We start from the raw sequence: 25,295 nt of genomic DNA on the forward strand, positions 1-25,295 counted from the left end.
CACAGACAGACACATAGAAGCGTTAGGGTGCTCCTCGAGCGTTTTGTGTTGGGCTGCTGCAAAACTCGATGTAGGATCATATCAATCAGGGGAACCCAAATGACAAACCGATTGATTTGGCGGGCATTACTGGCTCTTTGCATTGCGCTCGCACCCAATGCAGCGACTGCGCAGTCGCAGGTCGAAAACCCCGAAGATCCCTATGTGCATAAAGCGATTGGAATTGAGTTTCCGCAGCAGATCGAGAAATACATTCGGGCTCGTGTGATCGAGTACGACCAAGATGGAAGCGATGCGAGTATTGGATACATCTATGAGGGCGTGCATTCTGAATTCACGCTCTATATTTACCCTTCACGCGGAGAAACCTGCATTGGCCAGTTCGCAAGCGCGAACGACGCTATTGGCCAACGTGTCGGCTCAGCTCCTACCGAGCAAGACCCCGAGCACTTATTTCCGGCTTTTACCGATCTGGAGCAATATCAAGCACGCTATGACATTCCTTCAAGCTATTATGGACCTGAACATCCTGACATGGTCTCATACCTTTGGGTTGGGTGCACGCCCGGCGATCAATGGATCGTAAAATATCGTGGGTCTTTTCCACTTGAACTTGAACCGACAGCCGAAGCATTGGCAGAGGGGTTATTTGCCCGCATCGACTGGACCCCTTTGATACCGTCCCAATGATCCGCACGCTCGCTCGCTTTACGGCCAAGTTCCTGTTGTGGTTTTTCGGGATATCGCTCGCGCTGATCGTCCTGTTTAAATTCGTGCCCGTGCCGATCACCGCAACCATGCTGATGGATGAAAACTCCGTCACCAAGGATTGGGAAAGCCTGGACAATATCGATCCCAATCTGGTTGCCGCCGTTATCGCCGCGGAAGACAGCAAGTTCTGCACGCACACTGGCTTTGACACCGAAGCGATTGAAAAAGCGCTGGAATACAACGCAAAGGGGGCCGCATACGCGGCGGCTCCACCATATCGCAGCAGACCGCCAAGAACGTGTTCCTGTGGCAGGGCGGCGGGTATTTCCGCAAAGGGCTGGAGGCCTATTTTGCCTTTGCGATTGAGAAAATCTGGGGCAAGCGCCGGATTATGGAAGTCTATCTCAACGTCGCAGAAACCGGCATTGGCACATATGGCGCAGAGGCCGGGGCACAGCGCTATTTCGGCAAGTCTGCCGCACGGCTCGCCCCGATAGAGGCCGCCCGCATGGCCGCCGCCCTGCCCCTGCCCAAGAAACGCGCCGTTATCGCGCCCAGCGGATGGCTGGCCCGCCATGGCAACACGATCCGCGCCCGAATCAATGTGGTGAAACGTGACGGGCTGGATGATTGCGTCTACGATTAAGTGGATGGGGTCATCGCACGCACATAATCGTGATAATCACGCTCATGATGATGGGCACTCGCATGGTCATGCGCACAGCCATGCGCCGGGCCATTATGGGCATGGCCATTCCCACGCTCCGGCCGATTTCGGCATGGCCTTTGCCATCGGCATTGCGCTCAATTCGATCTTTGTCATTATCGAGGCCACATACGGCTTCCTATCGGGATCCATGGCGCTGGTCGCCGATGCGGGGCACAACCTGTCCGATGTACTCGCGCTGATCCTGGCCTGGGTCGCCAATATCGCCTCAAAAAAGCCCGCCAGCGCGCGCTATACCTATGGCTTCAAAAGCTCCACGATCCTGGCCGCGCTCGCCAATGCGCTGCTGCTGGCGATGGCGATTGGGGCAATCCTGTTTGAGACCGCGCACCGCCTGTTTGAACCGGCTCAGCCGCAAGGCATGGTGATGGTCGTGGTCGCCGGGATCGGCATTGTGATCAACACCGTCACCGCCCTGATGTTCATGCGGGGGAGCAAATCGGACCTTAATATCCACGGCGCGTTCCTGCATATGGCGGCCGACGCCCTGGTCTCGCTCGGCGTGGTAATCGCAGGAATTGCAATTATTTACAGCGGATCGGTGTGGATTGACCCACTTGTCAGCCTGATCATTGTTGGCGTAATTGCATGGGGAACATGGGGACTGGCCAAGGACAGCCTCAAAATGGGCTTGCTCGCCGTGCCTGCCGGGATTGACGAAGCCGATGTGCGGCTTCATTTGGCAGAGCTTGATGGAGTGGACGAAGTGCACAACCTGCATATCTGGCCAATGTCGACAACGGAAACCGCACTGACGGCGCACCTGGTGGCACCCGGCGGATGTGACGAAAGCTTTTTGCGCACAGTGACCGACCAGCTGGAGCAGAAATTCGGCATCAGCCACACCACCATTCAAATCCACCGCAAGCGTGATGATGCGGGCTGCTGTTGATGGCGGATGGGCCCACACCGGCCAGCGCGGAAGCGCGCGAGGCGCTAAAGGCGGCCATGGCGCGGCTGGCCGAGGGTGACCGCAGTGCGCTGGAAGATATTTATCGCGCCACACGGGTGAAACTGTTTGGGATTTGCTTGCGTATCTTAGGCGACAGGAAAGAAGCCGAGGACGCGTTGCAGGACGTCTATGTAAATCTGTGGCAAAGGGCGGATCGCTATGATCCCACCCGGGCGAGCCCGATCTCGTGGTTGGCGACGTTCGCGCGCAACCGCGCGATTGATCGTCTGCGCACGGGCAAGGTGCGCGGCGGCGCTGTGCCTGTGGAAGAGGCCGCTCCTCTGCCCGATCAGGCACCGCTGGCCGACAGTCTGCTGGTCGATGCGGAGCAAACCGCACAAATTCACACCTGCATTGAGGGGCTGGACGAAAACGCGCGCGGTCACATTCGCGCCGCCTTCTTCGATGGAAAGACCTATGCCGAGCTGGCTGAGCATGCCGATGTTCCGCTGGGCACGATGAAGAGCTGGATCCGCCGCGGGCTGCAACGCCTGCGCGCTTGCCTGGAGGCGAGCGAATGAGCGACGAGAACGGCATGGAACGCGAAGAGATCAAGCGCGACGATCCGATGTTGGCGGCGGAGTTCTCGCTTGGCCTGCTGGAAGGTCAGGAATTGCTTGCCGCGCGCGGGAAACTGGCCAGCGATCCCGACTTTGCCTGGCGCAAGGATTGGTGGGACAATTGGTTCGCACCGTGGACCGATGAAATCTCCGGCGCAGAGCCGAGCGCGAAGGTGTGGGATGAGATTGAAGCCCGCGTGCGTGCGGCATCAACCCATGCGGAGACAGGCCTGGACGGCGCCAATGTCGTAGAATTGCAAAGCAAGGTGCGACGCTGGCAATGGGTCAGCGCGCTAACCAGCGCAGCAGCGGTCGCGGCCCTTGCCTTGGTTGTCCTGCCGGCCGGTACGGACAGTGTTCCGACGCCCGGCGCGAGCGAAGCGCCGCAAATCGCGGCGGCAAACCCGCTGGTCGCACAAGTGCCGATTGGCGATACCGGTCTACGCCTCGATGTGACATATATGCCCGATAGCGAGCGCATGTTGGTGGGCGCGATTGGCCTGACTGCAGACGGCGTTCACGATCATGAGCTGTGGCTGGTGCCAGCCGATGGCAGCGCACTGCAATCCCTTGGTGTGGTGACGCCGGGCGAGGTCCGCAGTGTTACCTTACCGTCAGAGATCACTCAGAATATGGGTGATGGCGCCGAGCTGGTGCTGACGCGTGAACCGATTGGCGGCAAGCCAGAGGCGCAGGATGCCGGCCCCGTGGTTGCACAGGGCGCATTCAATCAGGTTTAGACCGCAGGCTTTCCGCCCGCTCCACTTACATTACCATTGGCGCGCTTTACGCCTGGCAGGCCAAAGCTCTGCCAGAAACCGGGTGCCTTGCGGATCGCGGCAACATCCGTCTTACCATTGAACAGCAGCCGCAGCAGCGCAAACCGGCGGACCATCGTTTCATGGAACAGGATCACCGTTGCCGCCGCCGTGACCGCCAACAACGCCCATTCCAGCGCAATCGGCCATTCCACATGGGTAAACCCGCGCCCGTAAATATAGACCAGACAATGGTGGAACAGATACATCGATAGAGCACTGTCGGCGAGCCACCGGGTGCGCAGGCTGTCGTTTGAAAAGTGGCGGTAAAAGAATTGGATCAGGAACAAGACGAGTGTCCAGATCGCCAACTGGTTGAGGAACAGCATCGCCATACCAGCCGCGAAGCCTTGATCAGGGTTCGCATACGGTTGGAAAGCGAAGGCCAGCACCGCAGCAAACGGCATCCATGCGCGCCATGTGCGCAGCCGGTTAAGCAGGCTAGGTGAAAGCGCAGCCGCCACACCGAGCACGAAGAAGGGAAACTCGCTGATCAGCTTGTACCAGCTTTGAAAGCCTGGAAAGAGCAATTCATACCCACCCGGCACCTGGCTAGCGACGGCGAAATTCACAGTGTTGGCCGCAGCCAATGCGAGCACGAATAGAGCAAAGGCCCAGCTTGACTTCAACCAATCAGCGGCGCGCTCCACCATGCGCAGCGCGCCTGTGCGGATCGCAGCCCCCTTCGGGATTGCAGCCTGGACGATGGCCGAGAAGATAAACATCGGCACCAGGCTGACCAGGAACCACAGATGCAGCGACCATTCCCCGCTGACCCAGATCTGCGCGAACCCGCCGCTGTCGATCCAGCGCATCAGTCCGCTGTCGCCGGTCTTGTCATTCCAGCGCAGGTAATGTTCCAGCATGTTGAACGACAGCGCGATCGCAATCAGTGGAACGACGGTTCGCATAAAACGATTGCGCAAAAACCCGCCCGGTGTGCGGCGCGCCAGCATGAGGACGGTGAAAAACCCGCCGACGAAGAAAAATGTCGGCGTGATCACCAGATGCAGACCGAAAATCACCCAATCGAAGAATTCATGGCGCTGTGCATTGCTGGTGATCCAGGGACGTGCAGGCGCGTATACCGTCGCCGCATGCAACGCGACCGACAGGAACATCAACACAGAGCGCATGCCGTCGATATCGTGATAATGTTGGGCTGGCTTCGAATTGGGCATTGAGGGTTATAGATCCGTCGCTTGATATTGAGAGCTGTGCTGGTCTGTCACACACTGCCTGCCGCTCGCTTGCAATCGCGCGCAAAGGCGCGTCCCAATTCGAGATGACGGCTCTTCAAAGCGTTAATCTCATGCCTTTTAAGAACCCCATAAAATCCGCGAAATTCAGAGCGTTTCCGTACAGTTTCTGTACCTGCGACAGAAAAATTTTCACATTGTCCGCATCCAGCACATGAGCGTTTGCGTAGCTCCCACCATGCAAGAACGGGAGGTCTTGCGGATAAAGGAGAACCCGAATGCCTAAGACCTCGACCAGTTCAAAAGTTAAGGCCGCCGCCCTTGCAGCGATCGCCGCAACCACCGGCTTTGCTGTGCTGAACACCACCCCGCTTGCGGCTCATGGCCACAAGAACGCTGAGAAAAGTCAGCCAAACATCGTACAAACCGCCCAGAGCACTGGCGTACACAACACGCTCGTCGCTGCCGTGACCGCCGCGGATCTCGCAGGCACGCTCCAAAACCCTGGCCCATTTACCGTGTTTGCGCCGACCGACGCGGCGTTCGCGAAGCTACCAGAAGGCACAGTCGACACACTGCTCAAACCTCAAAACAAGGGCACACTCACCAACGTGCTCGTCTACCACGCAGTGTCCGGCGCGGTATCGTCGAGCGACCTCGTAAAACTGATTAACAAACATGGTGGCGAAGCGACAATAGACACGCTCGCTGGTCAGAAACTGACGGCACGTCTTGTCGGCGACACCATCGTGATCACCGATGCAAAAGGCCGTGCGACCGCAGTGACCACCGCCGACATCATGACCTCAAACGGTGTCATCCATGTGACCGACGGCGTGTTCCTCCCCGCGTAAGAACACCGCCTTCCCCTTTCGCGCCGCTGCGTCCTTCCCTTCCCTCCCACATGCAGCGGTGCAAACCAAGAACCCCGCTTGGCTGAGTGATCGGCGAAGCGGGGTTTTTTAGTTTTGGGGATGAGTTGGTGGGATGTCGCTGTGATGACGGACGCTAGGCTTAGCCCGACCGGAGCCATGGACGCATGCGGTCTTCCAGCAAGTCGATCAGAGCCTGATCCATAAACGCAAAATCGTCCGGAATATTCAGAACGACAATCCGTTTGTTTTTCAGCGTCCCACGGTGGCCATTTCGCAGCTTTGTGCGGTGAACCCGTTCCATGACGAAGATGACATCGGCCCATTCAACTAGATCGTCGCTAAGCCCAGTATCAGCATTGCGATTCGTGCCCGCAGACATTGTCGCTATACCCGGAAGGTCGGCAAAAATATGCTCAGCTGTCGGACTGCGCAGCTTGTTCTGGCTGCAGACGAATAGAAAGTGACGCTTCGCGCTCATCCAGTCTGCTTTGGCCTCAATCGCTTCGCGCGCGCAAGCCTCGGCAAAGGGCTGGTCACTCTTCGGCGACGTTAAGCCGCCTCTTCCTTCTCTTCGCCCTTGCCGCCGAGCACCTGGACCGGCGCTTTTTTCCCTCGACCACTTCGGCATCGACCACAATTTCGGTCACGCCTTCAAGGTCGGGCAAGTCGAACATCGTGTCGAGCAAGATACCTTCGACGATTGAGCGCAGACCGCGCGCACCCGTCTTGCGCTTGATCGCGCGCTCCGCGATCGCTTTGAGGGCATCATCAGTGAAGGTCAGCTCGACATCTTCGAGCTCGAACAATTTGCCATATTGCTTCGAAATGGCGTTCTTAGGCTCGGTCAGGATAGTGACCAACGCATCGACATCCAGATCGTGCAGGGTCGCAATCACTGGCAGACGGCCAACGAATTCAGGGATCAGGCCGAATTTCAGCAGATCTTCCGGTTCGCTCAGCTCCAGCAATTCGCCCACATTGCGCTTGTCCGGGTCAGCAACATGGTTGCCAAAGCCAATCGAGCGCTTTTGCAGGCGATCAGCGATAATCTTGTCGAGGCCCGCAAACGCGCCGCCACAGATGAACAGGATGTTCGTGGTGTCGACTTGCAGGAATTCCTGCTGCGGGTGCTTGCGGCCGCCCTGCGGCGGGACAGAGGCGGTGGTGCCCTCCATCAGTTTCAGCAACGCCTGCTGAACCCCCTCACCCGACACGTCGCGGGTGATCGATGGATTTTCAGCCTTGCGGGTGATCTTGTCGATCTCGTCGATATAAACGATGCCGTGCTGCGCTTTTTCAACGTTGTAATCCGATGATTGCAGCAGCTTCAGGATGATGTTCTCAACATCTTCACCGACATAGCCCGCTTCCGTCAGAGTGGTCGCATCCGCCATGGTGAATGGCACGTCGAACGTGCGCGCCAGAGTTTGCGCGAGCAATGTCTTACCCGTGCCGGTCGGCCCGACTAGCAGGATGTTGGATTTCGCCAGCTCAACACCGTCGGCTTTGCCGGAATGCTTCAAGCGCTTGTAGTGGTTGTGAACCGCAACCGAGAGATTGCGCTTGGCGCTGTCCTGGCCGATCACATAATCATTGAGCGTTGCGAAGATTTCCGAAGGCGTTGGAACTTCGCCCTCTTTCTTGCCGGCGATGCCAGCCTTCGTCTCTTCACGAATGATGTCATTGCACAGCTCAACGCATTCATCACAGATGAACACGGTTGGCCCGGCAATGAGCTTGCGCACTTCATGCTGCGACTTCCCACAGAAGCTGCAATATAGGGTGCTCTTACTGTCAGTTCCGCTCAACTTGGTCATTTCCTATTGTCCTGGGCCTTCACTCGCACTGGTCTAAACTACAGCGTTTGTAATCCAATTACCAAACCGAGTGCCCGGTGGGGATTCGCTCAACAATATATAGGGCCGGTTGTGAATCAACATTAACGCGGCTCTTTTTGGGCGATTGCCCGGTTTTGGCGTCTTTAAAGTCGCACTTTGGCCGCCTGTGTCCCGGCGTGGGATGCCGAACGAGCGATTCTTAATCGCGATTCGGCCAAGCACGGCCAAAAATGCAGTTCAGACCGCTCGCCTTATTCCGGCGCGCCGCCCGAACCCTTCTCATCATCGCCCGAGTCGCCCTCTGGACGGGTCTCAAACACTTTATCGACCAGACCGAATTTCATCGCCTCGTCCGCTTCCAGAAAGGTGTCGCGGTCCATCGCCTTTTCGATCTCAGACAGTTTCTTGCCCGTGTACTTCACATAGAGATCATTCATGCTCTTTTTGATCCGCAGGATCTCACGCGCCTGAATCTCAATGTCAGAGGCCATGCCGCGCGCACCGCCGGATGGCTGGTGGATCATGATCCGCGAGTTTGGCAGAGCGACACGCATGCCCGGCTCACCAGCAGCGAGCAGGAAGCTGCCCATGGAGGCCGCCTGGCCCATGCAAACGGTCGAAACGCGCGGTTTGATGTATTGCATCGTATCGTGGATCGCCATGCCAGCGGTCACAACGCCGCCTGGCGAATTAATGTACATCGAAATTGGCTTCGACGGGTTTTCGCTTTCAAGGAACAACAACTGAGCCGTGATCAGCGAGGCCATGCCGTCTTCAACCTGGCCAGTTACGAAAACAATCCGCTCTCGCAGCAGGCGGGAGAAAATGTCAAAACTGCGTTCACCGCGGCTGGTTTGCTCAACCACCATCGGCACCAATGCGCCGGTTGCCGGATCGCGAGTGAATTGCCCCTGGGTGCCGTGCGTTTCGCCAGAATTGCCGAACAGGTTGATCATGTGCTGGTGGTCCTTCTTTATCTCGGTTCTGCTATGTCGGGGGCACACGGAAAATGTTCAAGGGCCTTAACCTTCACCTGTGCATTCAATCACAGTTTCTTTTTGCGAGATCAGACGCGTGAACGCACGCGCAAATGCCGCCAAACTGGAATGGAAATCCAGCCGGCGGCATTTCTGTATTGCTTAGTTTTAGCGCGGCAGCGGGCCGAGCCGCCACCTGTCTGTGGGCTTAAGCTGCGCGCACCTGCTTAAGGAATTCGGCGACCTGCTCACGCAGTTTCTCAGATTGGACCGACATTTCCTGCGAACTAGCGAGCATTTGCGTCGCTGTGCTGCCCGCCGTCATGGAAACTTCGCTCACATCTTCGATGGTCGCGCTGATATCTTGGGTATTACGGGCTGCCAAATCGATGCTTTGCGCCAGATCCTGACCAGCAACGGCCTGCTGATCGACGGCGCTGGCAATCGCGGTTGCGGTCGATTCCAGAGCAACCACTTCGGTCGAGATCAACGCCAGCGCAGACGCGCTTTCACCGGTTGCGTCCTGCATTTCGCGAATCAGACCCTCAACTTCTTCAGTCGCGCGTCCGGTTTGCGAGGCCAGCTCCTTCACTTCGGACGCGACGACAGAGAAGCCACGTCCCGCTTCACCGCCGCGAGCAGCTTCGATCGAGGCGTTAAGTGCGAGCAAGTTAGTGCGTTGAGCAATGCCGGCGATCACTTCAACGATCTGGCTGATGCGGTCGGCAGAACCGGTCAGACCGGTAATGGTTTCATCCGCTTTCGCAGCTGCTTCAGAAGCTTTGCGGGCGCGTTCAGACGACGAGGCCGCCTGGCGGCTAACCTCATTGATCGACATCGCAAACTCATCAGATGCCGACGCTGCGCCAGTGATGCCGTCCGATGCTTGCTTCAGGCTGGAATTGGCGGCGTTAACCGTCTGGGAAGAAGATTCGACATTACGCGCCAGATTGGTGGCGGAATCTTCCATTTGACTGGAGGCGGCGGCCACCCCGGAGGCGACATCGCCAACAGTCTTTTCAAATTTGTCGGCGAGCGACTTGAGCAATTTACGTTGCTCTTCCTGAGAACGTTCGCGTTCTTCTTTGATTTCACGCTCACTCTCAAGCTCACGCTCTAACTCGCGTTTGGCCTGCGCGTCAGCTTCGCTTTGAACGCCCCGCAAAACAGTAAGAGCAGCAGACAAAGTGCCGATCTCATCTTCGCGCTCAGCCGATGGGATCTCAAGGTCAGTTTCACCAGCGGCGATCCGTTCACTAACATCGCTGATGTCAACGATAGGTGCGACGACTTGTTTGGCGACCAGACGTTTGCCTAGGAATACCAAGCCGAGTGCGATGAGCAAACCAGCGATCAAGGAAGCGATCAGAACCTTGATTTCGAACAAGCCTTCGCCAGAGGCGGTTTTGACGCGGGCGGCCGCGTCTTCACGCACCTCAACAATCAGGCCGACGGTTGCGTCGATTGCCTCATAGCGTGGTCCAAGAAAGCTCTCTTGCAAGGCGATGTCACGCGGCGCATCGCGCACCTCACCCAGAATGGTGACGATGCCATTCAGCTCATTATCGAGCTGCAACACTTTGGGCATATAGGCTTCATCAACAGAACCCGCCGCAATCGCCAAACGGTCATTCATTTCAACCGCTTCATTGGCATATTTGAACGCAAGTTCTATACGTTCGTTGTCAAAGTTTCTCGCACGATAAGCGCCCATCTCGTCTTTTGAGAGCGAGACGTTTCTGTTCATACTTGCCGTAAGAAATGCGACTTCAGTCAAGCTGGCAAGCGTGTTGGAGCGTTGCTCCATCCGCAGAGCACCAATGGTGCCCACTGCGCCGAGCACCAAAACCAGCAAGGCGAACATATTGAACACCCGGCCAACCTGACCATTAATCGAACCGCTTTCAAAACGGCTTTTGACCCACGACATGCTGAACCTATTACTCATAATGCATGTTAACCCATTGTTCCTGGGGCCACGTCAGGCGACATGCCTACGTAAGTTGCCCTAAAATCGACTTAGGGTTTAGCCGCACATGGTTAAGGATGAGTTAGGATGGGCGCAGCGAACGCGGGCCTCACCTGCGTGCTGCTTACCAATACAAACGAGCCGCAACCCATTATCTGGATCACGGCTCGTTTTATGTCAGAGCTTTGCCTGGCTTGCCCCGCCACATCGCAGGGGCAAAGCGACCGCGCGTTATTTCTTCTTCGCGGGCGCTTTCTTAGCTGCCGGTTTCTTAGCTGCTGGTTTTTTAGCCGGAGCCTTTTTTGCAGGTGCCTTCTTGGCGGCTGGCTTTGCATCCGCTTTTGCCGCCGGTTTCTTGGCAGGAGCTTTCTTCGCCGGGGCTTTTTTGGCCGCCGGTTTCTTGGCTGGTGCCTTTTTCGCCGCTGGCTCTTTCTTATCCGCAGCCTTCGCAGGCGCTTTTTTCGCTGCCGGCTTCTTAGCTGGTGCCTTTTTCGCCGCCGCTTTCTTGGCCGGGGCCTTCTTCTTGGCGGCTGGCTTGCTATCAGCGGCTTCATCCGCTTCGATTGCAGCTTGCAGTTCTTCCTGCGTCACTTCACGCTCGGTGACTTCCGCCTTGTCAAACAGGAAGTCGACGACCTTGTCTTCATAGAGCGGCGCGCGCAGCTGAGCAGCGGCCATTGGCTCTTGCTGAATATACTGCATGAAACGCTCGCGATCTTCTTCGCGATATTGCTGAGCAGCTTGCTGCACCAGCATTTGCATTTCTTGAGCGGTCACTTCGACGCCATTTACCTGTCCGATTTCGCTGAGCAACAGGCCCAAACGCACGCGGCGCTCGGCGATAGAACGATATTCGTCCTTCTCCGCTTCGATTTCTTTCAAAGCGTCTTCAGGTTTCTCTTCCTTCGCGGCTTCTTGCTGAAGCTGAGCCCAGATTTGCTCAAATTCGGCATCAACCATGTTCTCTGGAACGGCAAAGTCATGACCCGCTGCCAATTGATCGAGCAAGGCACGCTTCATTTGTGTGCGTGTAAGACCAGCAGTCTGCTGTTCCAGCTGACTCTTCATGATCTCTTTCAACTTGTCGAGATCATCTAGGCCGAGGCCTTTGGCAAAACCATCGTCGATCTTGGTATCGGTTTCGACCTTTACTTGCTTCACAGTGATGTCGAACTGAACCGCTTTACCGGCGAGATGCGCGGCCTGGTAATCTTCAGGGAAGGTGACGTCGATGGTCTTCTCATCGCCGGTCTTCGAACCCGTCAACTGCTCTTCAAAGCCTGGGATGAACTGGCCTGAGCCGAGCACCAATGGCGCGTCTTCGGCTTTGCCGCCTTCAAACTCTTCGCCGTCAAGCTTACCCACGAAATCGATGATCAGCTGATCGCCATCCGCTGCCTTCTTCGATTTGGCTGCGTCTTTGTAGCTCTTGTTCTGACCAGCGAGACCTTGCAGCGCTTCTTCAATCTGTTCGTCCTTCACAGGAACGACCAGCTTCTCGAGTGTCAGGCCATCGGTGCTTGGCGCTTCAACCTCTGGGAGAATCTCAAGCTCAACCGAAATCTCGGCGTCTTTGCCTTCTTCATAGCCCTCGGCCAGCTCAACCTTAGGCTGCATCGCAGGACGCAGGCCTTCGTCGGTGAGCAATTTTTCCAGCGAATCGCGAATCGTGTCGTTCACAACCTGCGCATGCAGCTGTTCACCGTGCATTTTCTTGACGAGATTGGCTGGCACTTTGCCGGGACGGAAGCCAGGCATTTGCACCTGCGGGGCGACCTTCTTGATCTCCCCGTCAATCTTTTGCGCCAATTCCTTGGCAGTGACAGTGATCTGATAGGCGCGCTTCAGGCCTTCATTGGTGGTTTGCTTGGTCTGCATTGGAAAAACTGAAACCTTCTCAACAATCTCGTAAGTTCAGATACTTAACGTCGCAACGACGTGTATCTGATATGCGAATTCTCAACACCGGCGCGGAAAAACATTGGTGCGGGCGAAGGGACTCGAACCCCCACATCTTTCGATACTGGTACCTAAAACCAGCGCGTCTACCAATTCCGCCACGCCCGCTTGATTGAACGAAGCCGCGCGGGAAACCAACCGGCCCCCGCGCGCATTGCGCTCGCCTCTAGTCTGGTGCGCGAAAAAGGGCAAGCGGAACGATCTTGTTCCGCCGCGCACCTGCGACTATGGACGCTCCAGAACTTTCAAACGCTTGTCCCCGCCGTCTTTGGCCAACCCATGTGCATATCGCCATGAGTGGCCAGAATATCAGCGTGGGCAAACTCTGGATTTGGATAAAGAGCATGACTGAAGAAACAAAGCCAACGGCCGGCACCGACACGCCGCCAGATCATCTGTCTGTTAATCCGCGCAGCAAGCATTTCGATGCAGACGTTCTGCAGCGCGGGATCGGCATTCGTTTTAAGGACCGCGTGCGCAACGATATTGAGGAATACTCAATTTCCGAAGGCTGGGTGCGCGTACAGGCAGGCAAGACGGTCGACCGCAAAGGCCAGCCGCTCACCATCAAATTGAACGGCCCGGTAGAGGCATGGTTCGAAGACCTGGGCGACAGCCCGCCCATTGCCAAAGCGGAATAAACCCGCCGCTCGCCTACACCGCTGCTGCGGCGCAGGCCTGAACAGGACAGCGCGCGAGCGGTAAGGACAGCATCATGACACCGACAGATAAACCGCAAGTCATCATTATTGGCCGGCCCAATGTTGGCAAATCGACATTGTTCAACCGACTGGTGGGCAAAAAGCTCGCGCTGGTCGATGATCAGCCGGGCGTCACGCGTGATCGCCGAATGGGTGATGCCGAGCTTGCTGGCCTGGAATTCACCGTGGTCGACACAGCCGGGTGGGAAGATGAAGACCCCGACAGCCTTTCTGGTCGGATGCGTCAACAAACCGAGGTCAGCATTGAGGGCGCAGATGCGATCCTGTTCGTGATCGATGCACGCGCGGGCGTGACCCCACTCGATCAAGAGGTTGCCCGGTTCCTGCGCGAACAGCGCGAGATCAAGGGCGAGAAAGTGCCGGTCGTGCTCGTCGCGAACAAAGCCGAAGGCAAACAGGGCGAAGACGGCATTCTGGAAAGCTACTCGCTCGGCATGGGTGAGCCGATCGGGGTTTCCGCAGAGCATGGCGAAGGGGTCGCAGATATGTTTGGCGCGCTGTGGCCGCTGATCGGGGACAAGGCAGAGGCGCTGAAGGCCGCAGCACAATTTGCACTTGATGAGGGCGAAGAGGCCCCGCTCGGTCCGCTGAAGCTGGCGATTGTTGGCCGCCCGAACGCAGGCAAATCGACGCTGATCAACCGGATGCTGGGCGAGGACCGCCTGCTGACCGGGCCAGAAGCCGGGATCACTCGCGATTCGATCGCGATCGACTGGGACTGGACGGATCCCGACACAGGTGAGACGCGAGAGATCCGTCTGATCGACACCGCAGGCATGCGCAAGAAACGCAATGTGACCGAAAAGCTGGAGAAGCTGTCCGTCGCCGATGCCCGCCGCGCGGTGGACTTTGCCGAGGTCGTGGTGCTGCTGCTCGACGCGACTCAGGGGCTTGAGCACCAAGACCTCAAGATCGCCAGCATGTGCCTGGAAGAAGGCCGCGCGCTGATGATCGCTATCAACAAATGGGACATTGCCGAGGATCCCAGCGGATTGTTCAACGGCATTCGCCGCGCGCTCGATGATGGTCTGGCGCAGGTTCGCGGGCTGCCCCTGTTTGCGGTCTCTGCGAAGACCGGCAAAGGGCTCGACACCATGCTCTCAGGCGCGTTTGAAATTCGCGAAAGCTGGTCGAAGCGTGTGCCCACCGCCGCGCTCAACCGCTGGTTCGACGATGCGCTGGCGAACAATCCGCCGCCCGCACCAAAGGGCCGCCGGATCAAGCTGCGCTATATCACGCAGGTTGGCACCCGCCCGCCACGCTTTGTTGTGTTCGGCAGCCGTCTGGAAGTGCTCCCGACCAGCTACGAGCGCTATCTGGTGAACGGCATCCGCTCAAAACTCGGCTTTGACGCTGTGCCAGTGCGCGTGTCGTTGAAAAGCCCGAAGAACCCCTACAATGCCAATCGCGGCGGAGGCGGCAATTACTCAAGCGGGAGCGGGGATCGCTAATGCTCCTCGACCTGCTTGCCTCATCCGATATCGCCGCTGACCTCATCGAACGGACGTCCAGCACGATGCGCGTTCAGGAAATCGTCCGGCTCAGCCTGGCGCCAGCCTTCCTGCTCGCAGGGATCGGCGCGGTGATGAATGTGATGATGGCGCGGCTGATCTGGGTCGCGGGCCGGATTGAGCGGTTGGAAGAGCGTCTCACCCAGGATCGTCCTACTCGCGAACAGCGTGAGCTTGCCCGGCTGCTACATCGCCGCCAGCTGGTTCAGCGTTCTGTGATGTTCAGCACTGCCGCCGCACTCTCGATCTGCGTGGTGATCATCATGCTGTTTGTCAGCGCCTTTATCCGGCCTCAGATCGGGACGCTGATCGCGGGCGCCTGGATCGCGACCATGGGGTTTTTGACAACGGGCCTGGTGCATTTCGCGAAGGAGACATTGGTGGCCGCTGCCGGACAATCAGACAAAGCCACCCCTGATGATGGAAGCTAACACTATGCCTGTAGTGACCAATAAGAATGCAGCGTTCCGCCGTCCATTAACTGCTGCAATCGCGGCGCTCGCGCTGTTGGGATCGCCGGTACTGGCGCAGGATGATGTGCCAGAACAAGCTGAGCCTGTCTCTGCGCAGGAAGAGAGCGCAGAGACCCAAGAGGGCGTTTTCGGCTCTTCTGAAACACAATCGATCCTACCCTCCGATATTTCCGCTGATCAGTTCATCCAGTTCTTCACTCTGTTTTCGGCCAACCAGGAAATGAGCCAAGCGATCGATCCGTTGATCGCAGAAATGATGGCTGAAGGCCCGGTTGCCGAAAATTGGGAGCAATCGGGGATCGATATCCTTGCTGAGTTCGGCGCCAAACCGGGCGGTCTGGCAGAGAACCTGCTGCTGGATGAAAGCGATAGGGTCATCGCGGTCATAGACTTCTCAGGTATGGTCAGCCCTTCGCTTGAAGGCTTTCGCAGCTACGCGCTCAGGCCAGAAATTGCTGGTCAATCAGCTGAACGTGTATTTACGCAATTCGCACCGGGCATTTGGTTTGAGACTGCGCATCAAAGAGAGGTCCGCGGCAATGCGCTGTGCTACAGCGGCTACGTCGGTGTTACCCTCCATAGCAAAGTGCCGCACACCGAATGGAGTGAAGACGACTTGCTGAGTGCCGCGTTCATTTTTGCAATGGTGGACCGACTCGCAAGTCTCAATTTTTGCGCCGTCTACGACAAAGAGGAATCGGGCAATTATCCGAGCAAATTCTTCACCTTTAACGGAGCGTCGCTTCCGCAACTGGATGAAATGAACTCGGTTACGACCCTCCTGCCTCTAACCGAATTAGACGGTATTCTCCAAGGCAAGTGACCAGCCTAGGCTGCGCGCCTACCTGGGCCGCCGCTATAAATTTGCGCCAAACGTGAAAAAGGGCGGAGCTGCCTAAACCGCCCCGCCCTTCTCTATTGATAGACCTATCAGGTCGCTGAAGGCTACTCTGCGCCTGCTGGCTTGCTTTGCAATTGCACGTAATTCTCCAGCCCCATCCGCTCAATCATATCGAACTGAGTCTCGAGAAAGTCGACGTGCTCTTCTTCATTCGCAAGAATGCCAGCGAAGAGATCACGGCTCACATAATCCCGGACTTTCTCGCAATATTCAATCGCATCGGTCAGCAGCGGGATCGCGTCTTCTTCCACCGCCATGTCAGCCTTGAGGATCTCCTCAACCGTCTCGCCAACGCGCAAATTGTGGATCGCCTGAAAATTGGGCAGTCCGTTGAGGAACAGAATGCGCTCAGCCAGTTTGTCGGCGTGCTGCATTTCTTCGATGGATTCCCCGCGTTCATATTCGGCGAGTTTGGTGACGCCCCAATCGTCGAGCACGCGGTAATGCAACCAATACTGGTTGATCGCGGTTAGCTCGTTGGTGAGCGCCTTGTTGAGAAATTCGATGACTTTTGGATCGCCCTTCATGGGTGATGCTCCTTGAATAGATGGCGCGCTGTGGGGCGCGGATTGGCGGTGACACTGTTTTTGGTATGCGCACTATATGCGCGCAAAACCGCCACCATTCAAGGTATCGATCCATAAAAATGTATGATTTTCAGCTACTTGCGATGATCTCGCAATAGCGCCTCGCCAGTTCAGATTGCGAGTTCTTTGCAAGAAGCAAGGCGCTCAGCCACGCGGCGCACTTCATCCAGAATTTTGTCAGCATCTTGAAGGCATTGGCCGCAATTGGGACGCTTGCCGAGCTTCGCATAGACCGCTTCTGCATCGCCAGACGTACCGCGGCCCGCTTCACGCAGGTCAGATTCACGGATCGCATTGCAAATACAGATATACATGACGGCTTTTCGCTACTCCTGCGAATCAATTGCAAAAGTAATTTATGCGAATTAATCTCAATAGCAAGAGGATTCTACTCGGTCCGCACACCACGCGGCGTGCGAAACCCTCGAATCCGGCAGATAAGTCCTCGCCTCTGCGGGTGGACATGAGCCCTTGCGGTCACCGACGCGGCTGAACTCCGCTTCGTTATGTTTTGAGAGCAAAGCCTTTGGAGCCGACCGGGATAAAATCCGGATGGACGGATAGAGGGGCGAGCGGCTGCGGTTCTAAAATGAAGGAGCCATCACCGCCTCATCGGGAACAATCTGCCATAGGTCAGGCAGCGCCAAAGCCATTCCAGCGGGCCATAGCGGAACCTATCCAGCCAAGGCTTCGACCAGGCCAGCATAATGATGCAAACGGCCAACACCACCATGTAAAGCTGAGGTCGATTGAGCTCACCGAACAGGCCCAAGGCCCAGCCGTGGAATACAAACAGCATCAGCACCGAGGTGCCGATATAATTGGTGAAGGCGGCGCGTCCTGCGGCGGACACCCGCTGTCCCAGCCATCCGGTCGCCTTGGGGGCGAACAGCACCAGCAATGCCGCCATTCCCAGAACCATCATCAGTCTGGGTAGCGGGCTGATACCCACAAAGGCGGCGAGCGTTCCGTAATAGGTGAAGCCGTTTGACCTGGCCCACAGCGCAATCAGCAGATGCAGCAAGGCACCGCTGACAAGGCCGATCCAGCCCCATTTGCGCAAGGTCGAAGGTGCCCAACCCCCGCTGAAAAATCCCATCCGGTAAAGCGCCATACCGAGCAGCATCAGGGGAAATGTCTCAAGCGCAAAGAACATCGCATTGCCGAAGAGATCAAACCCATGTTCCTGCGCGCGGTGCTGAACAAACGCACCATAATCACCCGATTGCTTGATCTTCGTTTCAACCACATAGTCAGCTAATGCTTCTTGCTTGGCGCTCTCCAACCCATCACGCATCTCGCTGAACGCGGCTTGATCCCCCATCGGCGTGTCGGCCACAAAGGGTAATGGCACCATCATCAAAGCGTAGAGGATTGCGCCGACCAGATAGCCCAGCAGCCCGACCTTAAGTTGCGTTTCGGCCTGCCATTTGAGGCACGGCAATACGATCCACCCGACCAGCGCATAATAGGCCAGAATATCGCCCGCCCAGATGAAGAAGAAATGGATCAGACCAAACAGCAACAGCCAGAACAATCGCCGCGCCTGCAGCCAGCGCGTCTCGCCGCGCGCCCATGCCCGCTCCATAAACAGATAGAGCCCCGCGCCGAACAGGATGGTGAATAACCCCCGCATCTTGCCGTCTATCACGGTGAATTGCGCGACCCATTGCCACCCGCCAGGATCATTGGCGGGGACGAGAAACGCCTCGGGGAACATGTAAGCGCTAAACGGTTGGCCAAAGGCGATGATATTCGCGGCCAGAATGCCCATCACGGCAAAGCCGCGTATGAAATCGAGGCTGCTAATACGGTCTGCGGTTTTAGCAGGCCCTGCATCAGGCACGTCATCGCCAAACGTATGTTCGGCCGCTTGCTCGTTCAGCGTATCACTCATGCAGATCCCACCCTTTTCCGGGCTGCATGATAGCATGCCTTACCTTCAAGGAAAGTCGGGCTGCGGGTAGCGCGTGAGCAGCATTCGGGCTTTCACCGAACGACCAAGCGTTATTTCTTGGTGACGAGACAGCCTTGACCTTGAGCTTTCAAAGCGTTGCAGGCCTTTTGCGCCGATGCGCGTGAGGCAAAACCGCCCGCTTGCAGACGCGTGACCCGGCCTGCTGGAACCAGAATTTTGCGCGCGCCCCGCAATGCATTGGAACCGGAAAGCTTTTTCCAAAGCCGATCAGCATTGCCAGCCACGCCAAACGCACCGAGCTGAACCCGCCATGGGCCATTCCCCGCCGCGGCAACGCGCGGCGCAGGCGCAGCCGCGGGAGCCGGAGCAGCAGTGCTGGCAGTCGTAGGGCCGTTAAGACTAAAATTAGTGTTCAATTGCGACCCGTTTGACGAAGGGGCCGGTGTAGCTTGCGCGATCCTCGGCGCAGGCTGAGCGCCGGATGGCAGGCGATTAAGCTCCGCTTCGGCCAATTGCGCAGCGCGCAGCTTTGCAGCTTCTGCCTCCAAATCACGCGCGACTGACTGAGCCATTTGGCGCTGCTCAATCGGGATATAACGGTCCATTTGCGCCACGGCATCCTTTGCCTGTGGGAGCCCAGCAGAAACCGACAAGGTCAGAAAAGCATAGGCACGCACCCAGTCCTTTGGTGCGTAGTCGCCATTAAAATGCACCAGACCCAAAATATACTGCGCGCGCGGATCGCCGCGTTCCGCCGCCGCTGTTACCAGCGGCATAGCTTCTGATTGTTCGCCCTGCTGGAACAACAGCAGGCCGTAATTATCCGCCGCCTTTACGTGTCCCTTGCGCGCTGCCTCTGCGTAAAGAGCGCGAGCGCGCTCGACGTCGATTTCAACCCCGCGGCCAAGGCGGTACGCCTGGGCGAGGTTGAACATCGCATCGGCATCGCCGCGCCCAGCCGGGCCGCGCCATTGCTCAACTGCGGTGGTGAAATCGCCAGAGCTCCATGCGTCCACACCCGCCTTCACATCAGCCAATGCCGGCGCTGCTGCCATAGCGATAGCTGCGACTGCACCGCTTACGGCCAGCCGCATCCCGGCAAGCACGCGGGCAGGTGCAGACTTAGAATCGGCATCAAAGGCAAGGAAATGGACCATGATCATTCTCTTATAAATAGCGTCAAAACGTATTTTTACCGCGCGATTGCTGGCGCATCCGAGCGGGCAAGTGTGCCTTATAGTGAACGATCCGTTAGGAATTCGTTGCCATACCCTAATCGCAAGCAAGATGTTGGTTTCGCAAACCTCGTTAACTGTAAATTAGGGGTATCCTGCGATCTCAGTGTCATCCAAGCCGCAATCAGGCGGCGCCAACGGCCTAACAGGGGGACCAAGGCTTTGCGTGTACTAGCTTTAGCATCGCAGAAGGGCGGATCAGGGAAGACTACCCTTTCCGGACATCTCGCCGTCCAAGCACAGCGTGCGGGCGCTGGCCCAGTCGTATTGATCGACATCGATCCGCAAGGATCGCTAGCCGATTGGTGGAACGAGCGTGAGGCAGAATATCCTGCCTTTGCTCAGACGACTGTTGCTCGCCTCGCCAATGACCTTCAGGTTCTGCGTCAGCAGGGCTTTAAACTGGCTGTGATTGACACGCCGCCAGCGATCACCATGGCCATTCAGTCAGTTATCGGCGTTGCCGAGCTGATCGTGGTGCCAACTCGTCCAAGCCCGCATGATCTGCGCGCTGTTGGTGCGACGGTTGATCTGTGTGAGCGCGCTGGTAAGCCGCTGGTGTTCGTCGTGAACGCCGCGACGCCTAAGGCGAAGATCACTTCAGAAGCCGCCGTGGCCCTGTCACAGCACGGCACCGTTGCCCCGATCACGCTGCATCATCGCACCGATTATGCCGCCTCAATGATCGATGGCCGCACGGTTATGGAAGTTGATCCGGAAAGCCGCAGTGCGGCTGAAATGACAGCGCTTTGGAAGTATATTTCTGACCGGCTTGAGAAGAATTTCCGCCGCACCGTATTCGCCGCACCTGGCACTCAGCAGCAAGCTGTCGGCGGTGGCCGTCCAGCTGGCGGTGGTGGCTTCGGTCGCCGCGTCGCTCAATAAAGGAGCACCTGCGCGATGACTGAAGCAAGCTTTGCCTCGCTGAATTCCGCGCTGCTCGCTCGTAAGGGCGGGGCAAAACCGGCTATGCGCCCTCAGCTCACCAATCTTCCTGATGCAGGCAAGCCTGCAAATCTGGAAGACCTGGGCTGGAACGATATGGGTGCAGAGGACGAAACAGAGAACCAAGCGTCTAGCGCAAATGTGGTTCACTTGTCCCCGGCAGAACCCAATGACGCAGACGCTGAAGAGCATGAGTGGGACGAAAACGCGGACACACCCGATGTGCTGCGCCAGCAAGAAGAGCTGGCCACGCGCATTGAAGGGGAAGCCGCCGAAGCGCCCGCAGCGGTGCCTGCCAAAAAGAGCAGCAAGCCCGCCAAAAAGCGTAAATCCGCGAAAGCATCCGGCAGTTCATCTGGCCGCCGCGCTGCTTTCACTTTGCGGCTCGACACCGATCGCCATCTCAAACTTCGCCTTGCTGCGACAATGCAGGGCAAGAGCGCACAAGCGGTTGTTACCGAAGCGCTCGACGCCATGCTGGAGCAGATCGACGACCTCGATACGCTCGCGCAGAAGATGAAACGCGACTGATTTGTTAACTTTTTGCATCGTACCAAGACAGCAGAGTTACTCACAAGGACTATGACCATGGACCGCAGCGAAACCTACAAAATGACCGGCCCGAAAATGAGCCTCATTGTTTCGACCGCACTTGCGAGCGTTGCGCTTGCAGGATGCACCACCTCGGCTGCACCGCCTGCCCTCTCCTCTTTCAGCAAGGCGCAAACCGCGCTTGAAAAAGGTCAGGTCGATAAGGCTGTTACGCATGCTGAAGCAGCAGTTTTGGCTGATCCTCGCAATGCAGAATTCCGTGCGATGCTCGGCGCTGCTTATCTGGAATCGGGCCGCTTCCAATCGGCCGCGACCAGCTTTGACGATGCCCTGGAACTTGGCGACACCGATCCGCGCACTGTCCTCAGCTATGCGCTGGCTAAAACCGCGCTCGGCGACAAAGGCAGCGCGCTTGCGAAACTGGATGCATGGTCTTCTGATATTGATCCTGCTGATCTTGGCCTTGCCTATGCCTTGGCTGGCAAGCCGCAGCAGGGCGTCCACGTTCTGACCAATGCTCTACGCGGCGGCCAGAACAGTGCAAAGGTTCGTCAAAACCTCGCCTACACCTACGCCCTCGCCGGCAATTGGCGCGCTGCCCGCGTTATGGCGGCAGAAGATGTGCCAGCTGGTGAAGTGAACAACCGGATTGCTGAATGGGCCGCACAAAGCGCGCCTGAGCAATACCAAACCCGCGTCGCAGGCCTGCTGCGCGTAAACCCAGCGCAAGATGGCGGCCAGCCGCAATATCTCGCGCTGAACAATTTCCCAAGCCAAGACGTAATGGTTGCTGAGGCTGCTGCTCAGGCACCAGCAAATGCAGTGGAGCCAAGCGCAAGCGAAGCTCTCGCCTTTGGTGTTTCAAACGACAGCGCCGTTGAAACCTTCGATCCGGCACCTGCCGCGGCTCCTACACGGGTTGCTGAGGCACCCAAGCCTGCCCCGGCTCCGGCCCGCGCTCGCTTCGTTTCAAAGCCTGTCGTGCAGGCTCTGCCTGCAAGCTACACCAGTAAAGAGAAACGTCCAACACGAGTGGCTGCGGCGTCAAGCCAGCGCCGCATGGCAGCGGTCGCAAGCGGCTCTGCTGACACGCACATGGTTCAATTCGGCAGCTTCTCAAGCCGGGCCGAAGCCGACCGTGCCTGGAAAATCTACCAGTCACGCTATCCGCAGCTGAAAAATCACGATGTCGTGATCACGCAAGCTGAAGTGAAAGGCAAAACCTTCTTCCGCGTCGCCGCCGCAGGCTTTGGCCTCAGCAGCGCACGCAGCATGTGCTCGACCGTCCGTTCGGCCGGCAAAGGCTGTTTCGCCTATGCCAAGATCAACCCGCCAAAGGGTGCGATCGATCGCGGAGTGCGGATCGCAGCGCGCACAAGCTAAGATACAAAATCCCTCTGGAACTTTTCCAGAATTCAGCAAGACTGCCCCCGGTGTCGCGAAACGCCGGGGGCATTTTTTTGGGGTAATATATGCTGCGGGCTGGCTAGGTCAAACCACGACAAACGCCGCTTAAACGACCTGCACGCCGCCTTTGAACAGCGCCTTCACCCTGCCCTGAGTGCCTTGGCGGTCAAACGGGGTGTTATCGGCCGTCGCGGACATTTTGCGGCGATCGATGATCCACGGCGCTTCTGGATCGATCAGCGCAACATCCGCCTCCAGCCCGGCTTCTAGCTGGCCGGCTGGCACACTGAGTAACCGGGCCGGGTTGCCTGCGAGCAATGCAAAGGCGCGCGCCATATCAATCACCTCATCGCGTACCAGGGTCAGCGTCATCGCCAGCAAGGTCTCCGCCCCGGCCATCCCGGCCTCTGCATCCGCAAAGGGCAGGCGCTTATCCTCTGGCCCGCGTGGATCATGGCCCGACGCAATCACATCGACGGTACCGTCGCCAATCGCCGTAAGCGCCGCCTGCCGATCCGCTTCACTGCGAAGAGGCGGTGAGAATTTCGCGAAAGTCGGGAATTGCACCGTGGCGAGATCCGACAGCATGAAATGCGCAGGGGTGATCCCGCAGGTCACATTCACGCCGCGCGCCTTCGCCGCGCGCACCAGATCAAAACCCGCTTGCGTGGTCACCTGACGAATATGCAGCCGAGCGCCTGACATTTCAGCCAGCGTAATATCGCGCGCAATCGCCAGTGCCTCTGCCTCTGCCGGAGCGCTCGGCAAGCCCATGCGGGTCGCCATTTCGCCAGCGGTCGCCGCTGCCTCGCCGCTCAAGGCATCGTCCTCACCATGCGCGACAACGACCAGATCAAGTATTGCAGCATATTGCAGCACGCGCAGCATCACCCCGGAATCCGCAATCCAGCGCCGTCCGGTGGCAATCCCTCTCGCACCTGCATCCTGCATCAGTGCGATCTCTGCGAGCTCTCGCCCCTCCAGCGCGCAGGTCGCTGCCGCCAGTGGATGAACCCACAGGTCTGGCTTACCGCTTTTGGCGATCATGCTGACCCGGCTGGGGTAATCGAGCGGGGGGATTGATTCGGCATCAGAGCCGCGCGTGTGATCCCACCAAAATGAAACGACGCCTTGTCGATCCGGAACACGCCCAGATCCACCAGACCCGGCGCGATTATCTGTCCGCGCGCATTGACCACTTCGTCGCCGTCCTGCGCGGCAATATCTGCGCCGACTTCCGTGATCAGGCCGCCATCCAGCCGGATGCCGCCGCTGACCAGACCGCCGGGCATCGCCAATTGACCGCTAGTGATTGTGAGAGGCCGTGACTGCTTCATGATGCACTCCCCTCGCCAATATTCCAACCTTCAACCCCGCGCGCGCTGCGGGTCAGAATGTCAAGCGCTGCCATGCGGATTGCGACCCCCATCTCCACCTGCTGGGTGATGATCGACCGGTCGAGCATGTCAGCAACCTCGCTGTCGATCTCGACCCCGCGATTCATCGGACCGGGGTGCATCACCAGCGCATTTGGCGCCGCATTCGCAAGCCGTGCCTGCGTAAGGCCGTAGAGATGGTGATATTCGCGTTCAGATGGGATGAATTGCCCTTGCATACGTTCCGTTTGCAGGCGCAGCATCATCACCACATCTGCGCCCTTCAAAGCGTCATCGAAATTGTGGAACGGCTGCGCACCGATCGCCTCCACGCCTGCTGGCATTAAGGCCGGCGGTGCGCATAACCGCACGCTTGCACCCAATGCTTGCAGGCACAGCAGGTTGGAGCGCGCCACCCGGCTGTGCAGGATATCGCCGCATATTGTGATGGTGAGCCCGGTAAAATCCTCTGCAGTCTCGCCGCGTTTGCGCAGCGCATGCCTCAGAGCCATCGCATCGAGCAGCGCCTGGGTTGGGTGTTCGTGACTCCCATCGCCCGCATTCAACACGGGGCAGTCAACCTTGTCGGCGATCAATTGCGTCGCGCCGCTCGCCCCGTGGCGGATCACGATAGCATCAGGGCGCATTGCGTTAAGAGTGATCGCCGTATCGATCAGCGTCTCCCCTTTTTTACAGAGCTTTGCGCAGCATGCATATTCACCACATCCGCGCCCAGTCTTTTGCCCGCAATCTCAAAGCTGAGCAGCGTGCGGGTCGAGTTTTCAAAGAACGCGTTGATGATCGTTTGCCCGGCCAGCAGATCGGTGTGCTTGGAGGGTTGCCGGTTGAGCTCCACCCATTGCTCCGCAGACTCAAGCAGATAAAGGATCTCGTGGCGCTCCAGCTGGCCAATGCCAACCAGATCGCGATGCGGGAAGGCCAATCGGCCCGCTGGATAGCGGCCGGAGCCTGTGTTTTCGCCGGACAATGTCATTAAAGCCATGCCTTTAGTCGAGGGCTGTCGCACGCTCAACCCATTGATGGGTAAGTTTTGCGCTGTTTGCGATGGAAGTTTGCGCAAAG

The 25,295-nt window shown here is 57.7% G+C and carries 21 protein-coding genes, 1 tRNA gene and 4 pseudogenes; 13 read left to right on the forward strand and 13 right to left on the reverse strand.

The window, feature by feature from the left end; all coding sequences use genetic code 11:
• The first annotated feature begins 111 nt into the window (after positions 1-111).
• From AC0V6O_RS12305 to AC0V6O_RS12325, 5 genes and pseudogenes are all read left to right on the forward strand, one after another.
• Positions 112-690, forward strand: coding sequence for a hypothetical protein (locus tag AC0V6O_RS12305; RefSeq protein WP_486144391.1), 579 nt, complete (start codon positions 112-114; stop codon positions 688-690).
• A pseudogene (gene mtgA / locus AC0V6O_RS12310) lies at positions 687-1,357 on the forward strand (monofunctional biosynthetic peptidoglycan transglycosylase). The gene AC0V6O_RS12305 and the pseudogene mtgA overlap by 4 nt, the downstream one beginning before the upstream one ends.
• Positions 1,358-1,361: 4 nt before the next feature.
• The gene (locus AC0V6O_RS12315) at positions 1,362-2,330 is read left to right on the forward strand and encodes a cation diffusion facilitator family transporter (protein ID WP_486144393.1); all 969 of its coding nucleotides are present in this window, start codon (positions 1,362-1,364) and stop codon (positions 2,328-2,330) included.
• Positions 2,330-2,911 (forward strand): sigma-70 family RNA polymerase sigma factor, encoded by a 582-nt coding sequence (locus tag AC0V6O_RS12320; RefSeq protein WP_486144395.1) that lies wholly within the window; start codon positions 2,330-2,332, stop codon positions 2,909-2,911. Before AC0V6O_RS12315 ends, AC0V6O_RS12320 begins: the two co-directional genes overlap by 1 nt.
• Positions 2,908-3,690: an anti-sigma factor gene (locus AC0V6O_RS12325; RefSeq protein WP_486144397.1), complete on the forward strand. Its 783-nt coding sequence runs from the start codon at positions 2,908-2,910 to the stop codon at positions 3,688-3,690. Before AC0V6O_RS12320 ends, AC0V6O_RS12325 begins: the two co-directional genes overlap by 4 nt.
• Here the strand turns inward: AC0V6O_RS12325 and AC0V6O_RS12330 are convergent.
• Positions 3,687-4,949, reverse strand: coding sequence for an acyltransferase family protein (locus tag AC0V6O_RS12330; protein ID WP_486144399.1), 1,263 nt, complete (start codon positions 4,947-4,949; stop codon positions 3,687-3,689). The genes AC0V6O_RS12325 and AC0V6O_RS12330 overlap by 4 nt on opposite strands.
• Positions 4,950-5,245: 296 nt before the next feature.
• Here AC0V6O_RS12330 and AC0V6O_RS12335 point away from each other — a divergent pair, with 296 nt between their 5' ends.
• On the forward strand, positions 5,246-5,821 hold the full coding sequence (locus AC0V6O_RS12335) for a fasciclin domain-containing protein (protein WP_486144401.1): 576 nt from the start codon (positions 5,246-5,248) through the stop codon (positions 5,819-5,821).
• Positions 5,822-5,981: 160 nt separating this feature from the next.
• Here the strand turns inward: AC0V6O_RS12335 and AC0V6O_RS12340 are convergent, their stop codons facing one another.
• The 6 genes and pseudogenes from AC0V6O_RS12340 to AC0V6O_RS12365 form a co-directional block, all read right to left on the reverse strand.
• Positions 5,982-6,320, reverse strand: a complete 339-nt coding sequence (locus tag AC0V6O_RS12340; protein WP_486144403.1) for a low molecular weight protein tyrosine phosphatase family protein — start codon at positions 6,318-6,320, stop codon at positions 5,982-5,984.
• 71 nt (positions 6,321-6,391) lie between these two features.
• Positions 6,392-7,659, reverse strand: a pseudogene (clpX, locus tag AC0V6O_RS12345) (ATP-dependent Clp protease ATP-binding subunit ClpX).
• A 272-nt stretch (positions 7,660-7,931) separates the two neighbouring features.
• Entirely contained in the window at positions 7,932-8,636 is a 705-nt protein-coding gene (locus AC0V6O_RS12350; protein ID WP_472639556.1) for an ATP-dependent Clp protease proteolytic subunit, read from the reverse strand.
• A gap of 229 nt (positions 8,637-8,865) precedes the next feature.
• A complete protein-coding gene (locus AC0V6O_RS12355) occupies positions 8,866-10,587 on the reverse strand; it encodes a methyl-accepting chemotaxis protein (RefSeq protein ID WP_472639557.1) in 1,722 nt (573 codons plus the stop codon).
• A 270-nt stretch (positions 10,588-10,857) separates the two neighbouring features.
• On the reverse strand, positions 10,858-12,504 hold the full coding sequence (gene tig, locus AC0V6O_RS12360) for a trigger factor (RefSeq protein WP_486144406.1): 1,647 nt from the start codon (positions 12,502-12,504) through the stop codon (positions 10,858-10,860).
• Positions 12,505-12,608: 104 nt separating this feature from the next.
• Positions 12,609-12,693, reverse strand: a tRNA-Leu gene (locus AC0V6O_RS12365).
• 236 nt (positions 12,694-12,929) lie between these two features.
• Between AC0V6O_RS12365 and AC0V6O_RS12370 the strand changes: the two genes are divergently transcribed.
• The 4 genes from AC0V6O_RS12370 to AC0V6O_RS12385 all read left to right on the forward strand — a co-directional run bounded on the left by AC0V6O_RS12370 (position 12,930) and on the right by AC0V6O_RS12385 (position 16,114).
• A complete protein-coding gene (locus tag AC0V6O_RS12370; protein ID WP_486144408.1) occupies positions 12,930-13,226 on the forward strand; it encodes a DUF3297 family protein in 297 nt (98 codons plus the stop codon).
• A 74-nt stretch (positions 13,227-13,300) separates the two neighbouring features.
• Positions 13,301-14,758, forward strand: coding sequence for a ribosome biogenesis GTPase Der (gene der, locus AC0V6O_RS12375; RefSeq protein ID WP_486144410.1), 1,458 nt, complete (start codon positions 13,301-13,303; stop codon positions 14,756-14,758).
• A complete protein-coding gene (locus tag AC0V6O_RS12380) occupies positions 14,758-15,249 on the forward strand; it encodes a DUF2721 domain-containing protein (RefSeq protein WP_486144412.1) in 492 nt (163 codons plus the stop codon). The genes der and AC0V6O_RS12380 overlap by 1 nt, the downstream gene beginning before the upstream one ends.
• Positions 15,236-16,114, forward strand: a complete 879-nt coding sequence (locus AC0V6O_RS12385) for a hypothetical protein (RefSeq protein ID WP_486144414.1) — start codon at positions 15,236-15,238, stop codon at positions 16,112-16,114. Before AC0V6O_RS12380 ends, AC0V6O_RS12385 begins: the two co-directional genes overlap by 14 nt.
• Positions 16,115-16,236: 122 nt before the next feature.
• Here AC0V6O_RS12385 and bfr read toward each other — a convergent pair whose 3' ends face one another.
• The 4 genes from bfr to AC0V6O_RS12405 form a co-directional block, all read right to left on the reverse strand.
• On the reverse strand, positions 16,237-16,719 hold the full coding sequence (gene bfr / locus AC0V6O_RS12390; RefSeq protein WP_472639561.1) for a bacterioferritin: 483 nt from the start codon (positions 16,717-16,719) through the stop codon (positions 16,237-16,239).
• A 170-nt stretch (positions 16,720-16,889) separates the two neighbouring features.
• Positions 16,890-17,093 carry a (2Fe-2S)-binding protein gene (locus AC0V6O_RS12395; protein WP_486144416.1) on the reverse strand — a complete coding sequence of 68 codons (204 nt, stop codon included), beginning with the start codon at positions 17,091-17,093 and terminating at the stop codon, positions 16,890-16,892.
• Between the two features lie 287 nt (positions 17,094-17,380).
• Positions 17,381-18,676, reverse strand: a complete 1,296-nt coding sequence (locus AC0V6O_RS12400; RefSeq protein WP_486144418.1) for a DUF418 domain-containing protein — start codon at positions 18,674-18,676, stop codon at positions 17,381-17,383.
• A gap of 110 nt (positions 18,677-18,786) precedes the next feature.
• Positions 18,787-19,854, reverse strand: coding sequence for an SPOR domain-containing protein (locus tag AC0V6O_RS12405; protein WP_486144420.1), 1,068 nt, complete (start codon positions 19,852-19,854; stop codon positions 18,787-18,789).
• A gap of 240 nt (positions 19,855-20,094) precedes the next feature.
• On the opposite strand from AC0V6O_RS12405, the gene AC0V6O_RS12410 reads away from it, so the two are divergent.
• From AC0V6O_RS12410 to AC0V6O_RS12420, 3 genes are read left to right on the forward strand one after another with little or no spacing between them, the layout of a single operon-like run.
• Positions 20,095-20,817, forward strand: a complete 723-nt coding sequence (locus tag AC0V6O_RS12410) for an AAA family ATPase (RefSeq protein WP_472639565.1) — start codon at positions 20,095-20,097, stop codon at positions 20,815-20,817.
• A gap of 15 nt (positions 20,818-20,832) precedes the next feature.
• Positions 20,833-21,408, forward strand: a complete 576-nt coding sequence (locus AC0V6O_RS12415; protein ID WP_486144422.1) for a hypothetical protein — start codon at positions 20,833-20,835, stop codon at positions 21,406-21,408.
• Between the two features lie 57 nt (positions 21,409-21,465).
• Positions 21,466-22,812, forward strand: a complete 1,347-nt coding sequence (locus AC0V6O_RS12420; RefSeq protein WP_486144424.1) for an SPOR domain-containing protein — start codon at positions 21,466-21,468, stop codon at positions 22,810-22,812.
• A gap of 129 nt (positions 22,813-22,941) precedes the next feature.
• Here the strand turns inward: AC0V6O_RS12420 and AC0V6O_RS12425 are convergent.
• Both AC0V6O_RS12425 and AC0V6O_RS12430 read right to left on the reverse strand, forming a co-directional pair.
• Positions 22,942-24,173: pseudogene (locus tag AC0V6O_RS12425) on the reverse strand (dihydroorotase).
• Positions 24,170-25,206: pseudogene (locus tag AC0V6O_RS12430) on the reverse strand (aspartate carbamoyltransferase catalytic subunit). The pseudogenes AC0V6O_RS12425 and AC0V6O_RS12430 overlap by 4 nt, the downstream one beginning before the upstream one ends.
• Positions 25,207-25,295 lie beyond the last annotated feature (89 nt).

Source organism: Erythrobacter sp. JB2-19, assembly GCF_057365005.1.

Excerpts from the sequence above, each read along its gene's own strand:
- AC0V6O_RS12315 (WP_486144393.1), top strand. The coding sequence starts at position 1,362 with ATGGGGTCATCGCACGCACATAATCGTGATAATCACGCTCATGATGAT.
- AC0V6O_RS12320 (WP_486144395.1), top strand. The coding sequence starts at position 2,330 with ATGGCGGATGGGCCCACACCGGCCAGCGCGGAAGCGCGCGAGGCGCTA.
- AC0V6O_RS12325 (WP_486144397.1), top strand. The coding sequence starts at position 2,908 with ATGAGCGACGAGAACGGCATGGAACGCGAAGAGATCAAGCGCGACGAT.
- AC0V6O_RS12330 (WP_486144399.1), bottom strand. The coding sequence starts at position 4,949 with ATGCCCAATTCGAAGCCAGCCCAACATTATCACGATATCGACGGCATG.
- AC0V6O_RS12335 (WP_486144401.1), top strand. The coding sequence starts at position 5,246 with ATGCCTAAGACCTCGACCAGTTCAAAAGTTAAGGCCGCCGCCCTTGCA.
- AC0V6O_RS12340 (WP_486144403.1), bottom strand. The coding sequence starts at position 6,320 with ATGAGCGCGAAGCGTCACTTTCTATTCGTCTGCAGCCAGAACAAGCTG.
- AC0V6O_RS12350 (WP_472639556.1), bottom strand. The coding sequence starts at position 8,636 with ATGATCAACCTGTTCGGCAATTCTGGCGAAACGCACGGCACCCAGGGG.
- AC0V6O_RS12355 (WP_472639557.1), bottom strand. The coding sequence starts at position 10,587 with ATGTCGTGGGTCAAAAGCCGTTTTGAAAGCGGTTCGATTAATGGTCAG.
- tig (WP_486144406.1), bottom strand. The coding sequence starts at position 12,504 with ATGCAGACCAAGCAAACCACCAATGAAGGCCTGAAGCGCGCCTATCAG.
- AC0V6O_RS12370 (WP_486144408.1), top strand. The coding sequence starts at position 12,930 with ATGACTGAAGAAACAAAGCCAACGGCCGGCACCGACACGCCGCCAGAT.
- der (WP_486144410.1), top strand. The coding sequence starts at position 13,301 with ATGACACCGACAGATAAACCGCAAGTCATCATTATTGGCCGGCCCAAT.
- AC0V6O_RS12380 (WP_486144412.1), top strand. The coding sequence starts at position 14,758 with ATGCTCCTCGACCTGCTTGCCTCATCCGATATCGCCGCTGACCTCATC.
- AC0V6O_RS12385 (WP_486144414.1), top strand. The coding sequence starts at position 15,236 with ATGATGGAAGCTAACACTATGCCTGTAGTGACCAATAAGAATGCAGCG.
- bfr (WP_472639561.1), bottom strand. The coding sequence starts at position 16,719 with ATGAAGGGCGATCCAAAAGTCATCGAATTTCTCAACAAGGCGCTCACC.
- AC0V6O_RS12395 (WP_486144416.1), bottom strand. The coding sequence starts at position 17,093 with ATGTATATCTGTATTTGCAATGCGATCCGTGAATCTGACCTGCGTGAA.
- AC0V6O_RS12400 (WP_486144418.1), bottom strand. The coding sequence starts at position 18,676 with ATGAGTGATACGCTGAACGAGCAAGCGGCCGAACATACGTTTGGCGAT.
- AC0V6O_RS12405 (WP_486144420.1), bottom strand. The coding sequence starts at position 19,854 with ATGGTCCATTTCCTTGCCTTTGATGCCGATTCTAAGTCTGCACCTGCC.
- AC0V6O_RS12415 (WP_486144422.1), top strand. The coding sequence starts at position 20,833 with ATGACTGAAGCAAGCTTTGCCTCGCTGAATTCCGCGCTGCTCGCTCGT.
- AC0V6O_RS12420 (WP_486144424.1), top strand. The coding sequence starts at position 21,466 with ATGGACCGCAGCGAAACCTACAAAATGACCGGCCCGAAAATGAGCCTC.